This is a genomic window from Brevundimonas sp., assembly GCF_029946145.1.
In the GTDB taxonomy this organism is placed as follows: Bacteria; Pseudomonadota; Alphaproteobacteria; order Caulobacterales; family Caulobacteraceae; genus Brevundimonas.
In genome coordinates, this window is sequence record NZ_JAQSDY010000009.1 from 99,295 (window position 1) to 113,594 (window position 14,300).

Here is a 14,300-nt window from a genome sequence, read left to right on the forward strand (position 1 = left end):
ATCAGCTCTTGGCGACGTAGCCCTTGCCGCCGTTGGACGGGCGGCGGCTGCGGGGGCGGCGCTTGATCTCGCCGGCCGGCTTGGTCTCGGCCGGGGCCGAGGTGTGGCGCGGGTCGTTGTTGGTGGAGCGCGGACGCTCGCGCGCCATCGGGTCGAAGGCGCGTTCCGGCGTCGGACGCACGTCGCGGCCCGGACCGGGCTTGCGGACGCGGTGCGGTTGCCCGCCGCCTTCCAGCTTGACGCCGTCGCGGCGCGGATTGCGGTTGCGCGGGCCGCCGCGGTTGTCGCGTTCCTCGCGGTCCGGCATCGTCGCCTTGGACTTGACGCCCGAGGCCATGATCGACTGGTCCAGCAGGGCCAGCGACTTGTCGTTGCGGCGGTCGGTCGACGGGATCTTCTGACGCGTGACCTTTTCGATGTCGCGCAGCAGTTTCATCTCGTCGCCGGCCACGAAGCTGATGGCCGTGCCCTCGGCGCCGGCGCGGGCCGTACGGCCGATGCGGTGCACATAGGCTTCCGGCACATAGGGCAGTTCGAAGTTCAGCACGTGCGAGACGTTGTCGACGTCGATGCCGCGGGCGGCGATGTCGGTGGCGACCAGGACGCGCAGCTTGCCGGCCTTGAAGGCGGCCAGGGTGCGTTCACGCTGGGGCTGGCTCTTGTTGCCATGGATGGCGCCGGCTTCGACGCCGCCGGCTTCCAGATAGGCCGCGACCTTGTCGGCGCCGTGCTTGGTCTTGGTGAAGACCAGGCAGCGGGTGTAGCCCGGATCGGCGAACATCTCGGTCAGCAGGGCGCGCTTGCGGCCCTGTTCGATGTGGATGATCGACTGGCTGATGCGCTGGACCGTGGTGGCCTGGGGCGTCACCGACACCTTGACCGGATCCTTGAGCAGTTCGCCGGCCAGCTTGCCGATCTCGGTCGGCATGGTGGCCGAGAAGAACAGGTTCTGGCGCTTGGCCGGGATGCGGCTGACGATCTGGCGGATCGGCTTGACGAAGCCGAGGTCCAGCATCTGGTCGGCCTCGTCGAGGACGAAGACTTCCGTCTGGCTGAGGTCCAGGGTCTTCTGCTGCATGTGGTCCAGCAGGCGGCCGGGGGTGGCGACGAGGACGTCGAGGCCCTGCTGCAGGGCGCGTTCCTGCGGCCCGTACTTCACGCCGCCGAAGATGACGGCGACGCGGAAGCCGAGGTGTTTGCCGTAGCTCTTGAAGCTCTCGGCGATCTGGCTGGCCAGTTCGCGGGTCGGCGACAGGATGAGAACGCGCGTGGTGCGGGGCACGGGCGGGATGCGGTTGGCGGCCAGGCGATGCAGGATCGGCAGGGCGAAGGCGGCGGTCTTGCCGGTGCCGGTCTGGGCGATGCCCAGCAGGTCCTTGCCCAGCATCACGTCGGGGATGGCCTGGGCCTGGATCGGGGTGGGGGTGGTGTAGCCTTCGGAGGCCAGCGCCTGCAGCAGGGCCGGATTCAGGCCGAAGGAGTCGAATGTCTTGCTCATGTGAGCGGCTTCTTTCGCGTATGCGGCGACGCGCATCAGCCATGGCTCAACGCCGATAAGGCCGCGCACCGCCAGTCCCGACAGGGTCTCAGGGAGGAGACCTTCGGGGTGGATCGGGCGCCGCCCCGCGTGTCCGGGCAGCGAATGAATCTTGAGGAGCCGGCGACTGCTACAGTCAGGTTTCCGTATTCGGGAGACCCACACGCGCTGGAGGCGCCGGTAATCGCAATTGTGCGACGCAGCGCAAATGGGCGCTCAATACGGCCAAGTCAAGGCGCGGAGGTTAACCGCCGCCCAGCAGACTGATCGCCAGATTGACCGTCAGGGCCACGATGACGGTGTTGAAGAGAAAGGCCGTGACGCTGTGAACGGTGGCGGTGCGGCGCAGCGCCTTGTCGGAAATCTGGATGTCCGCGGTCTGCTGGGCCACGCCGATGATCAGGGAGAAATGGACGAAGTCCCAGTAGTCAGGGTCTTCGCCGCCGGGGAAGATCAAGCCGCCGCGGTCCCTCGTCCTGCCCTTGGCGCGGCTGCCGCCCGCAGGGGCCGGCGCATAGAAATCGTGGGCATAATGGAAGGCGAAGATGGCGTGCACGAAGGTCCAGGACAGGGCCACGGTCACCAGGGCCAGAACCGCCGCCCCGCCAGCCTGATCCTTGTCGTGGGCCACCTGCACCGCTTCGCCCACGACCACGGCGATGCTGGCCACGGCCGCGAACAGGGCGAGGGGCAGAACCGCGCCCCCGGCCTCGTCCAGCGCCGCCGCGCGCTTGCGGATGTCGTCGGCCGATCGGGCGCGCGTCAGCTTGAAGGCGGATTCGACCAGGAACAGGCCGACGCCCACATCCCAGCCCAGCGCCAGCCGGGACAGCCAGCCGCCGCCGATCGGCCACGCAAGGCTCGACAGGGCGATCAGCAGAAGGAGTATCAGCGGCCAGTGCAGGCGCAGCCATCCAGATGCGTTCATGGCGCGATGATGCGCTGGTCTTCGGCCACCGCAAGACCTGTCGTCTTCGCGGCTGCGAAAAGCGCTCGACTTCCCTCAGGTCATCACGGAATGTTTCAGGCTCGTCCCAAGGGAGTGTTCCATGCCGATGACGCCGCGCGCCGGACTTCAGGTTGCTCACGAACTGGCCGCCTTCATCGAAGGCGAGGCGCTGCCGGGGACGGGGCTGGAACCTGACGCCTTCTGGACCGGCGTCGCGGCGGTATTCAACCGGTTCGCGCCGGAGAACCGGCGGCTGCTGGCGGTGCGTGACGATCTGCAAGCGCGGATCGACGCCTGGCATGCGGCGCGACGCGGCCAGCCCTACGACGTCCCCGCCGCCACCGCCTTCCTGCGCGACATCGGCTATCTGATCGACGAGCCGGCCCCTTTCGCCATCGGCACGCGCAATGTCGACGCCGAGGTTGCGACCCTGGCCGGACCCCAGCTGGTGGTGCCGAGCCTGAACGCACGCTTTGTTCTCAACGCCGCCAATGCCCGGTGGGGCAGTCTGTATGACGCGCTCTACGGCACGGACGCCCTGGGCGATTCACCATCGGCCGGTCCCTATGACGCGGCTCGGGGCGCGCGGGTGGTGGCGCGGGCCAAGGCCTTCCTCGACGAGGCCGTTCCGCTGGCCGGCGGCGGTTGGGCCGATCTTACCGACGCGGATGGCATCGTTCTCCGCGACCCTGACCAGTTTGTCGGCCGCGGCGAGGGCTCGCGGCTGTTCCGACACAACGGGCTGCACATCGAGGTGGTGTTCGACCCCGACCATCCGATCGGCGCGACCGACCCGGCCGGGATTTCCGACGTGGTGCTGGAAGCGGCGCTGAGCACGATCGTCGACCTGGAGGACTCGGTCGCCGCCGTCGACGCGGCCGACAAGACAGCCGCGTATCGCAACTGGCTGGGCCTGATGAAGGGCGACCTCAGCGAGACCTTCGACAAGGGCGGCCGGTCGATGACCCGGGCGCTGGCGCCGGATCGGGATTTCGTCGCGCCGGACGGATCGACCGTGACCCTGCCGGGCCGGTCGCTGCTGTTCGTGCGCAACGTCGGCCATCTGATGACCACGCCGGCGGTGCGGCTGGCCGATGGATCGGACGCGCCCGAGGGTGTGCTGGACGCCATCGTCACCTCGCTGGCCGCGATGCACGACCTGAAGGGGCAGGGGCGGTTCCGGAACAGCCGGGCAGGCTCGATCTACATCGTCAAACCCAAGATGCACGGGGCGGGCGAGTGCGCCTTCACCGACGCCCTGTTCGACGCGGTCGAGGATTTGCTGGGTCTGGCGCGGCACACGGTCAAGGTGGGGGTGATGGACGAGGAGCGCCGCACCTCAGCCAACCTCGCGGCCTGCATCCATGCGGTGAGGGATCGGATCGTCTTCATCAACACCGGCTTCCTGGATCGCACGGGCGACGAAATCCACACGGCCATGCAGGCGGGGCCGGTGGTGCGGAAGGGCGAGATCAAGTCGTCCACCTGGATCGCGGCCTATGAGGCGCGCAACGTCGCCATCGGCCTGCAATGCGGCCTGTCCGGCAAGGCGCAGATCGGCAAGGGGATGTGGGCCGCGCCCGACCGCATGGCCGAGATGCTGGAACAGAAGGCCGCCCATCCGAAGACCGGGGCCAATACCGCCTGGACGCCCAGCCCGACGGCGGCGACCCTGCATGCGCTGCACTATCACCAGACCGATGTCTTCGCGCTGAGGGACGCCATCGCGGCCCGGCCGGTTCCCGGTCTCGAGGCGCTTCTGACCCCGCCGCTGGCCACGGGCCGCAACTGGTCTGAGGCCGAGATCGCCGAGGAGCTGGACAACAACGCCCAGGGGTTGCTCGGCTATGTCGTGCGCTGGATCGATCAGGGTGTCGGCTGCTCCAAGGTGCCGGACATTCACGACATCGGCCTGATGGAAGACCGCGCGACCCTGCGCATCTCCTCCCAGCACATGGCCAACTGGCTGCTGCACGGCGTCTGCACGGCGGAACAGGTCGATGCGGCTCTGCTGCGGATGGCGGCGAAGGTCGACGTCCAGAACGGAGGCGATCCGCTGTACCGTGCGATGGCGTCCGACCCCGGCGGAAGTCTTGCCTTCCAGGCCGCGCGGGCGCTCGTGTTCGACGGCGTCACCCAACCCAACGGCTATACGGAGCCGCTGCTGCATCAGTTCCGCGGGATGGCCAAGATCCTGACCTGATGGCGCCGGGAGGCAAACCTGTCAGAACCGTAACTTGCGAGTGACAAGGCCCCCTGACAAGGTTCCTTTACTTCACGGAGGGGCTTCCATGCTGACGATCGAGAACCTGACCCACGTCTATGGCAACGGCACGCGGGCGCTGGACGACGTCAGCCTGACGATCCCCAAGGGCATGTTCGGCCTTCTGGGTCCGAACGGCGCGGGCAAGTCGACGCTGATGCGGTCGATCGCCACCCTGCAGACGCCGACGTCGGGTTCGATTCGCTTCGGCGACATCGACGTGATCAAGAATCCGGAACAGCTGCGCCGGGTGCTGGGCTATCTGCCCCAGGATTTCGGCGTCTATCCACGCGTTTCGGCCTACGACATGCTGGACCATATGGCCGTGCTGAAGGGCATTTCGAACGGCAAGGATCGCAAGGCGACGGTTGAAGCCCTGCTGCACCAGGTCAATCTGTGGCCCGTGCGCGGCAAGGCGCTGGCCGGCTTCTCGGGCGGCATGCGCCAGCGCTTCGGCATCGCCCAGGCCCTGATCGGCAACCCCGAACTGATCATCGTCGATGAGCCGACCGCCGGCCTCGACCCGGAAGAGCGCAACCGCTTCCTGAACCTGCTGGCCGAGGTCGGCGAGAACGTCGTCATCATCCTGTCGACCCATATCGTCGAGGACGTGACCGACCTGTGCCCCCGCATGGCGGTGCTGGCGGGCGGCAAGATCCAGCTGGAAGGCGCGCCCGTCGATCTGATGCACACCCTCGAAGGCCGGGTCTGGACCAAGACCATCGACAAGGCAGAGCTGCCGGAATTCAACAAACGCCACAACGTCATCTCGACGCGCCTGTTCGCGGGGCGGACCGTGGTTCACGTGCTGTCGGACGCGAATCCGGGCGCCGGGTTCGAACGGGCGCCGGGCGGTCTGGAAGACGTCTATCTGGCGACCGTCAACGCCTCGCGCCGCGCGGCCTGAGGGACGGATCATGTTCGCCAGGATCGCCAGTTTCGAATTCCGCTACCAGCTGCGCCAGCCGGCGTTCTGGGTCATCGCCATCGTCTTCGGCCTGCTGGCCTTCGGCGCCGTGGCCAGCGAGAACGTGTCGCTGGGCTCGGGCGGCAACGTCCTCAAGAACGCGCCCTACGCCCTGGCCGGGGCTCACATCATCTTCAACGTCTTCTTCATGCTGGCGACGACCGCCATCGTGGCCAATGTCGTGGCCCGGGATACGCAGACCGGCTTCGGGCCGATGATCCTGTCGACCCGGATCACCAAGGGCGCCTACCTCTACGGTCGCTTTTTCGGGGCCTTTGCGGCGGTGGCGTTGTGCTACCTCAGCATCGCGCTGGGCACCCTGATCGGCACCCTTATGCCCTGGGTCGATCCCGAGACGGTCGGGCCGTTCCGGCTGGCTGACTACGCCTATGCCTACGGCGTCTTCGGTCTGACGGGCCTGTTCCTGACCTCGGCCCTGTTCTTCATGCTGGCGACGGTCACGCGGTCGATGATGGCGACCTATATCGGCGTGGTCGCCGTGCTGATCGCCTATCTGGCCTCGACCGGCGTGCTGGGCTCCCGGCCCGAGTTCGAAACCGCCATGGCCTGGGCCGAACCGTTCGGCTCGGGCGCCTATGCCCTGGTCACCAAATACTGGACCGCGACCGAAAGGAACACGCTGAACGCGCCGCTGGAAGGCGTGCTGCTGTGGAACCGGGTCATCTGGACCGCCGTCGGCGCGGTCCTGCTGGCCGCCGCCTATGTGTTGTATCGACCCTCGCCGCGGGGCGCGAAGCTGAAAAAGCAGGAGCGTCTGAAGGCGCTGGTCGAGAAGGACGTCGTCGTGACGCCTGTCGGAGCCCTGCCGCGCCCCACCTATGGTCTGGCCAGCGGCCTGACCCAGCTGTGGTCGCGCACCGTTTTCGAGACGGTGCTGATCTTCAAGAGCCCGGCCTATGTCGTTCTGATCCTGCTGGGCTTCGCCTTCGCCATGGCGACCCTGTTCTTCACCGGCGAGATCTACGGCGCACCGATCCTGCTGGTCACCCGGGTGGTCATTCAGGGTCTGACCGGCGCCTTCGGCCTGATTTCGATCGTCATCGCCATCTACTATGCGGGCGAGCTGGTCTGGCGCGACCGGGACCGCAAGGTGCACGAGATCGTCGACGCCTCGGCCACGCCCGACTGGACCTTCCTGGTGCCCAAGACCCTGGCCCTGGCCCTGGTCCTTGTTTCGACCGCGCTGGCCGGCGTGCTGGCGGGCGTCGTGACCCAGACCGTCAAGGGCTATACGGACTTCGAGCTTGAGAAATACCTGCTGTGGTACGTCGCCCCGCAGACGGTGAGCTTTGGTCTGCTGGCCGTTCTGGCCATCTTCATCCAGGCCCTGTCGCCCAACAAGTTCGTCGGCTGGGCCATCATGGTGGTCTATCTGATCTCGACCCTGGTGCTGTCGAACCTGGGCTTCGACCATATCCTTTATCGCTATGGCGCGGGTATCGGCGTGCCGCTGTCGGACATGAACGGCCAGGGCGATTTCGTCGTCTTCTCCGGCTGGCTGGACGCCTACTGGACCGCCTTCGCCATCATCCTGCTGGTGCTCGCCTACGGCCTGTGGCGGCGCGGAACGGAGCAGCGGCTGTGGCCGCGGCTGAAGCGGCTGCCGCACCGGTTGGTGGGGCCCGCGGGCCTGATCGGCGGCGCGGCGCTGGTTGTGTTCATCGGCCTGGGTGTCTTCATCTACACCAACACCAACGTCTGGAACGAGTACCGCACCCAGAGCGCCCGGGAGAAGGAACAGGCGGCCTATGAGAAGGCGCTGCTGCGTTACGAGGCCACGCCCCAGCCCTCGGTCGCCGACGTGCGCCTGGTCATGGACCTGCGCCCGCATCAGCCGAAGCTGACCACGCGCGGCTCCTATGTGCTGGTCAACAACACGAATGCGCCGCTGACCGAGGTTCACCTGCGCTGGCAGGACGATCTCGACATGGTCGGACTGACCGTCGAGGGCGCCTCCGTGGCCCGCGAGTGGGAAGATTTCGAGTACCGCATCTACCGCTTCGCCACGCCCATGCAGCCCGGCGAGCGGCGCAATGTCGCGTTCGAGACGGTGCTGGAACAGCGCGGCTTCAAGGCCTCGGGCAACACCACCCGGCTGGTCGACAACGGCAGCTTCGTGAACAACATGGAGTTCGCGCCGACGATCGGCATGGACCGTCAGGGCCTGCTGACCGACCGCACCAAGCGCCGCAAGGCGGGCCTGCCGGCCGAGCTGCGTCCCGCGAAGCTTGAGGACGAATCCGCCCGCGCGCGCAACTACATCGGCACCGACTGGGTCACCGCCGACATCACGGTCTCGACCGACGCCGACCAGACGGTGGTCGCGCCCGGCCGGATGGTGTCGGACGTGGTCCGCGACGACCGTCGGACCAGCCGGTTCGTCACCGAGTCTCCGGTGCTCAACTTCTTCTCGGTCCAGTCGGCGCGCTATGAGCAGACGAGGCGGATGCACAATGGCGTCGAGCTGGTGGTCTTCCACGACGCCCGCCACGACCGCAATGTGCCCCGGATGCTGGACGCCCTGTCGGCCTCGCTGGACTATTTCCAGGCGAACTTCAGCCCGTACCAGTTCGATCAGGCGCGGATCGTCGAGTTCCCCGACTACGCCAGTTTCGCCCAGTCCTATCCCAACACTTTCGCATGGTCCGAAGGCCTCGGCTTCATCGCCGACCTGAGCGATCCGACCAAGATCGACTACGTCACCTATGTCGGCGCGCATGAATTCGCTCACCAGTGGTGGGCGCACCAGATCGTCGGCTCGAACCAGCAGGGGATGACGGCGCTGTCGGAGACCCTGGCCCAGTACTCGGCCCTGATGGTCATGGAGAAGAAGTACGGCAAGGACCAGATCCGCCGCTTCCTGAAGCAGGAACTGGACCGCTATCTGCGCGCGCGCGGAACGGAACGGCTGGAGGAACTGCCCCTGATGCGGGTCGAGAACCAGCAGTATATCCACTACCAGAAGGGCGGGCTGGTCATGTACCTGCTGCGCGACCAGATCGGCGAGGAGGCGGTCAACCGCGCCCTCCGCCGGGTGCTGGCGCAGTACGCTTTCAAGGGCGCGCCCTATCCGCGCTCGCTGGATCTGGTGGCGGCCATCCGCGCCGAGTCGCCGGCCGACAAACAGGCCCTGATCACCGACCTGTTCGAGAAGATCACCCTGTATGACGTCAAGACCACGGGCGTGACGTCCAGGAAACGGGCGGACGGCCGGTGGGATGTCACGGTCACGATCGACGCGCGCAAACTCTATGTCGACGGCAAGGGGGTGGAGACCGCCGCGCCGCTGAACGAGACCTTCGATATCGGTCTGTTCACGGCCATGCCGGGCAAGGGCGCGTTCAACGCCCGTGATGTCGTGCTGCTGGAGCGGCGGCCGATCCGGTCGGGGGTGCAGACGTTGCGGTTCGTGACAGCGCGGGAACCTGGCTTCGGCGGCGTGGACCCCTACAACAAGTGGATCGACCGCAACTCGGACGACAATGTGCGGGCGGCGGGGTAGGACGCTCGCGCCTCGCCTGTTTTAGGTGAGCGTCGCAGCTTAACGTTGACTTCACGGCTTGTGGCGCTTGCTGCTCCCCGGGAGGGCGTAAGGAATGCGTCAGAGTTTGCCGGGTTTTGACGAGGCCTTCGACCGCACAGGGGTTGAGACGCGGAGTCAGGCCGGAGCCCGCGCCGCGATCGGCGTGATTGTATTCCTGTCGGGCCTGACGGCGATCCCGTTGTCGGCCCTCCTGGTCTGGGCCGCTATGTATGTGACGGGCGACCTGACGCTGTGGATTGCGACCGATCCGGCGAACCAGCGGCATAGGCCGGTCTTCTTTCGAACCCTGAGGTTGGCCGCGACCCTGGTGTCGACGTGCGCCTGGGTCACAATCGGCGCGCTGTGGTGGATGGCGCCTGGCGACTACGCCAAGGCAGCCGGAGTCGGCTTGATCGCAGGCGTGCTGCTGTACGTTGTGAGAGGGTGTCACCGGTCGCTGGCCCAGATGCTGACGTCCGGCCTTCCCCCGGCCATCGCCCTGCTGACGCTGCCGTTCGTGGGCGGCGCGACGATCGAGAAGGTCGGGCTGTTCACAGCAATGGCTTTGCTGGTGGCCTATGCCGTCAGTTCCGGCGTCAACGCCTGGCAGGGCCACCGCCGGCTGCAGCGGACGACGCTGGCCCTGGTGCAGAAGCAGCAGGAGGCCGAGGCCGCCAGCGTGGCCAAGACCGAGTTCCTGGCGAACATGAGCCACGAGATCCGCACGCCGCTGAACGGCGTCCTGGCCATGGCCCATGTGCTGCACCGCGCCGACCTGCCGCCCCGCGAGAAGGAAGCCGCCGGCGTGATCTGCGCCTCGGGCGAGATGCTGGAACGGCTGTTGTCAGACGTTCTCGATCTGGCCAAGGTCGAGGCGGGCCAGATGACCCTGGAGGTCGCGCCCTTCGACGCCGGCGACCTGACGCGCAGCGTTGTGGCCCTGTGCCGGATGCGGGCCGAGGAGAAGCGGGTTGGGCTGGCGGTCGAGATCGAACCCGCCGCAGAGGGCCATTATCTGGGCGACACGGTGCGGGTCCGGCAGGTGTTGAGCAACCTGCTGTCCAATGCGGTGAAATTCACCAATGAAGGCGAGGTCCGCGTGACGCTGGGCGTCAATCCGGAAGGCGCGCTGCGCTTCACCGTCGCGGACACCGGGGTCGGGTTCGAGCCGGCGATGAAGGCGCGTCTGTTCGGCCGGTTCGAGCAGGCGGACGGCTCGATCACCCGCCGGTTCGGCGGCAGCGGTCTGGGTCTCGCCATCTCGCGCAGTCTGGTGGAAATGATGGGCGGGTCGCTGGATTGCGACAGCGCGCCTGGGGTCGGGGCCCGGTTCTGGTTCGATCTGCCCTTGCCCCGCGGCGCCGGGGCCAAAACGGGCGTGGCGACCTTGGCGGAGGCCGTGTCGGAAGCGGGGCGGACGCGTCAGCTCAACCTGCTGGTCGCCGATGATCACTCGACCAATCTGAAGGTCGTTGAGATCATCCTGGCCGACAGCGGGGTGACGGTGACCGCGGTGACGGATGGCCTTCAGGCGGTGTCGGCCCACGCCCTGCAGACCTTCGACCTGATCCTGATGGACATGCAGATGCCCGTGATGGACGGCCTGACGGCCGTTGCGATGATCCGCGCCGCCGAGGCCGCTTCAGGCGGGCGCCGGACGCCCATCATCATGCTGACCGCCAACGCCGCGGCCGAGCATGCGGCGGCGGGGCGGGCGGCGGGCGCGGACATGCACATGACCAAACCGATATCGCCGGCCGGGCTGCTGTCCGCCATCGCCGAGGTGACCGCCCAGGCGGCGGGGCCGCCGGTAGGCGCGCCGCGCGAACGGTTGGCCGTCTGACCTAGCGCGTTCCGAACAGCCGGTCCCCCGCGTCGCCCAGACCGGGCACGATGTAGCCGTGGTCGTTGAGCCGTTCGTCGATGGCGGCGGTCCAGATGGGGACATCAGGATGCCAGCCACGCAGACGTTCCAGCCCCTCGGGCGAGGCGACGAGGCAGACGAAGCGGAGGTTGGTGACGCCGCGCTCCTTGAGCCTTTCGAGGGCGGCCACGGCGGTGTTGCCGGTCGCCAGCATCGGATCGATGACCACGCACAGGCGCTCGGCCACGTCGTCGGGCGCGCGGAAATAGTATTCGACGGCGTCGAGCGTCACGGGTTCGCGGTACAGGCCAATGTGGCCGACCCGGGCCGAGGGGACCAGTTCCAGCATCCCGTCGACCAGGCCCAGGCCGGCGCGAAGGATGGGGACGAAGACCATCTTCTTGCCGGCGATGCGCTGGCCGATGGTGGGGCCGACGGGGGTCTCGACGGGGTAATCCTCCAGCGGCAGGTCGCGGGTGACCTCGTAACAGAGCAGGGTCGAGATCTCGCGCAGCAGCTGGCGGAAGCGGGCGGTCGAGGTGTCTTTCGACCGCATGATGCTGAGCTTGTGGGCGACCAGCGGGTGGGCGACGACGGTGACGCCGTCCATTGAGAAGGCGGGCTTGGTCGGCATCAGAATACGGTCCCGTCGGAGAGGATGGTCAGGGGCGGTCCGCCGCCCCCCTTGCCAGTATCAGGTCTGCGTTCGGCGGCGGCGCGGCGGCCGGCGGCCCAGGTGCCGCCCTCCAGCACGCTGGCCAGGGGCATGGCCCCGGCGGTGACGCCCAGTTCGGCGCGGACCAGCGGCGCGATGCGGTCCAGCAGGGCCACGGTCATGGCGCGCCAGCCGACCACCAGCGGATCGGAGACAGGCCACGGCTTTTCGGCGTCGGCGGGGTCCTTCAGCGTCAGCACGCCGAGGTCCATGAACAGGCCGCCGTTGCGGTATTCGGCGAGGCCGGTGAGGCCGTCGAGGTCGGTGATCCGGAGGCCCGCCGTCTGCAGCGGCTCGACCAGCGAATAGCTGAGCCACTGCGACAGCTTGTGGATCGGTACGAGACCGTCTGTGGCGTCGCCGCGCTTGATCGCGGGGTGTTTCCAGCAGTCGCCGAGATCGACGCCGCCGAGAGTCAGCCGGTCGCGCCAGATCGGGCCGAGGGCTTCGAGCAGGACCTCGAGGATGACAGGGGCGGGCAGGCGGTCCTGATCGTCGGCGCGGTCGACCATGGCGTCGAACAGGCCGCCGGGACGCGGCTCGTCCTCGAGGGCGAACAGGTCAGGCTCGGCGAGACAGGCCTGGCCGAGACGGCGCAGCAGGGCGGCGCGGCCGTCGAGGCCGACCAGCGGATTGTCGGCGGTGACCTGGAATCCGTGCGCCAGATCGGCGGCGGTCAGGAAGGTCAGGGCCACGGCGTCGACGCGCCACGGGTCGTCCTCGGTGATGGAGAAGGCGCCGGCCTCGAACATCCGCAGGGAGGCGATGGCCAAACCTTCGGAGCGGGTCAGGGTGCGGCCGGTCTGCGCGTCCCTGTAGGACCAGTCCGGCCCGGCGCCGGCGTCGAGCAGGACGGAAACGATGGCGAGGTCGAACTCGGCCCGGGCGCGGGAGGCGGGATCGAGCCAGTCGCGGGTCCCGGCGGCGGGGCCCCACAGGTCGACGCCGTCGATGGCGAAATGCCGCCAGCGGGCGTGGAAGGGCACGGTCAGGGTCGGATACTGGTCGCGGATCACGGCGGCGACGTAGCGCGCCGTCTCGGACAGCCGATCAAGATCGACATTCCAGTGATCGAGGCCGCCGGCGACGCCGATGGCCAGCATCTCATGGGCCCGTTCGCGGACGGCGGCGGCGTTGAGCAGGCTGCGCGCCTGCCGGGTGTCAGAACTGCTCAAGGTCGCGGCCCACCACACGGGTCAGGTCTTCAGCCGACGGCGGGGCGTCAGGGGTGAAATAGCCGGCGGCCTTCTTGGCCTCCATCTCCACCGAGGCGTCGGGCGGCACGAGATAGTCGGGGATTGGCACCCGTTCGCCGATCTCGATGCCCGAGGCGGTCAGGGCGTCGTGCTTCATGTTGGACATGGAGACGAAGCGGTCGATCTTCGTGATCCCCAGCCAGTGCAGGATGTCGGGCATCAGTTGCTGGAAGCGGGCGTCCTGGACCCCGGCGACGCATTCGGTGCGCTCGAAATAGGTGGCGGCCTGGTCGCCGCCGGGCTGACGTTTGCGGGCGTTGTAGACGAGGAATTTCGTCACCTCGCCGAGGGCACGCCCCTCCTTGCGGTTATAGGCGATCAGGCCCGCGCCGCCGTCCTGGGCCTCGCGGATGCATTCCTCGATGCCGTGGGTCAGATAGGGGCGGCAGGTGCAGATGTCGGAGCCGAAGACGTCGGAACCGTTGCACTCGTCATGGACGCGGCAGGTCAGGCGGCGTTTCGGGTCGGCGATCGCGGCCGGGTCGCCGAAGATGTAGAGGGTTATGCCGCCGATCGGGGGCAGGAAGACCTTGATGTCCGGCCGGGTGACGAGGTCGGCGTACATGCCGCCGGTCTGTTCGAACAGGGTGCGGCGCAGGGCCGTCTCGGTGACCCCGAAACGTTCGGCGATGCCGGGCAGGTACCAGACGGGGTCGATGGCGGCCTTGGTCACGGCGACGTCGCCGCTTTCATGCACGATCTGGCCGTCGGCCTTGAGCCGGCCGGCGGCGATGGCCTCGCCGATCTCGCCCAGTTGCAGGCGGGCGCGGGTCACGGCGATGGTGGGGCGGATGTCGACGCCGTCGCGCAGTTCGTCGGCGAAGTCCTCGGCCACCCGGGCGCCCCAGGGGTCGAGCGAGACGATCTTGCCCGGATCAGTCCACTGCGGGAACGGACCCATGGGCGTGGTCGGCGAGGTGTTGGTAAGGTCGGGCCGGTTGTTGGCGCTCATGGCGCCCGAGGAGACGGCCAGGGCCCGATAGACCGAATAGGCGCCACCGTGGGCGCCGATGGCGTTGCGATCGCTGCCCGAGTTGACGGTGCCGATGACGGGCCCTCGTTCCCCGGCGGTTGGTGCGCCCCAGTTCAGGGGGAAGCGGCTGACGGTTCCCGCGCCGGGGTGGGAGTTGAGCCGGATGTGGCTCGGTCGGTTGGACATGTTTCCTCACTCGAAACCGGCTTGTTGTTTTTCTTGCGCCGGACTC

Annotated in this window: 9 protein-coding genes; 4 read left to right on the forward strand and 5 right to left on the reverse strand. The window is 67.8% G+C overall.

Translation table 11 applies throughout. The features are described from left to right. Position 1 precedes the first annotated feature (1 nt). Both PSV23_RS02820 and PSV23_RS02825 read right to left on the reverse strand, forming a co-directional pair. Positions 2-1,498, reverse strand: a complete 1,497-nt coding sequence (locus PSV23_RS02820; RefSeq protein ID WP_300465995.1) for a DEAD/DEAH box helicase — start codon at positions 1,496-1,498, stop codon at positions 2-4. Positions 1,499-1,781: 283 nt separating this feature from the next. Next, positions 1,782-2,465 (reverse strand): DUF1345 domain-containing protein, encoded by a 684-nt coding sequence (locus tag PSV23_RS02825; RefSeq protein WP_300465996.1) that lies wholly within the window; start codon positions 2,463-2,465, stop codon positions 1,782-1,784. Positions 2,466-2,586: 121 nt separating this feature from the next. On the opposite strand from PSV23_RS02825, the gene PSV23_RS02830 reads away from it, so the two are divergent. The 4 genes from PSV23_RS02830 (at position 2,587) to PSV23_RS02845 (ending at position 11,103) form a co-directional block, all read left to right on the forward strand. After that, a complete protein-coding gene (locus PSV23_RS02830; RefSeq protein WP_370460983.1) occupies positions 2,587-4,689 on the forward strand; it encodes a malate synthase G in 2,103 nt (700 codons plus the stop codon). An 88-nt stretch (positions 4,690-4,777) separates the two neighbouring features. Further along, entirely contained in the window at positions 4,778-5,656 is an 879-nt protein-coding gene (locus PSV23_RS02835; protein WP_300465997.1) for an ABC transporter ATP-binding protein, read from the forward strand. A 10-nt stretch (positions 5,657-5,666) separates the two neighbouring features. Next, positions 5,667-9,239: a M1 family aminopeptidase gene (locus PSV23_RS02840; RefSeq protein ID WP_300465998.1), complete on the forward strand. Its 3,573-nt coding sequence runs from the start codon at positions 5,667-5,669 to the stop codon at positions 9,237-9,239. 94 nt (positions 9,240-9,333) lie between these two features. Beyond that, a complete protein-coding gene (locus tag PSV23_RS02845) occupies positions 9,334-11,103 on the forward strand; it encodes an ATP-binding protein (RefSeq protein ID WP_300465999.1) in 1,770 nt (589 codons plus the stop codon). 1 nt (position 11,104) lies between these two features. Here the strand turns inward: PSV23_RS02845 and upp are convergent, their stop codons facing one another. From upp to PSV23_RS02860, 3 genes are read right to left on the reverse strand one after another with little or no spacing between them, the layout of a single operon-like run. Continuing rightward, positions 11,105-11,734 (reverse strand): uracil phosphoribosyltransferase, encoded by a 630-nt coding sequence (gene upp, locus PSV23_RS02850; protein WP_300466192.1) that lies wholly within the window; start codon positions 11,732-11,734, stop codon positions 11,105-11,107. Between the two features lie 23 nt (positions 11,735-11,757). Continuing rightward, a complete protein-coding gene (locus PSV23_RS02855) occupies positions 11,758-13,014 on the reverse strand; it encodes a URC4/urg3 family protein (RefSeq protein WP_300466000.1) in 1,257 nt (418 codons plus the stop codon). Then, complete coding sequence (locus PSV23_RS02860) at positions 13,001-14,254, reverse strand: GTP cyclohydrolase II (RefSeq protein WP_300466001.1); 1,254 nt, start codon at positions 14,252-14,254, stop codon at positions 13,001-13,003. Before PSV23_RS02860 ends, PSV23_RS02855 begins: the two co-directional genes overlap by 14 nt. Positions 14,255-14,300: the final 46 nt, after the last annotated feature.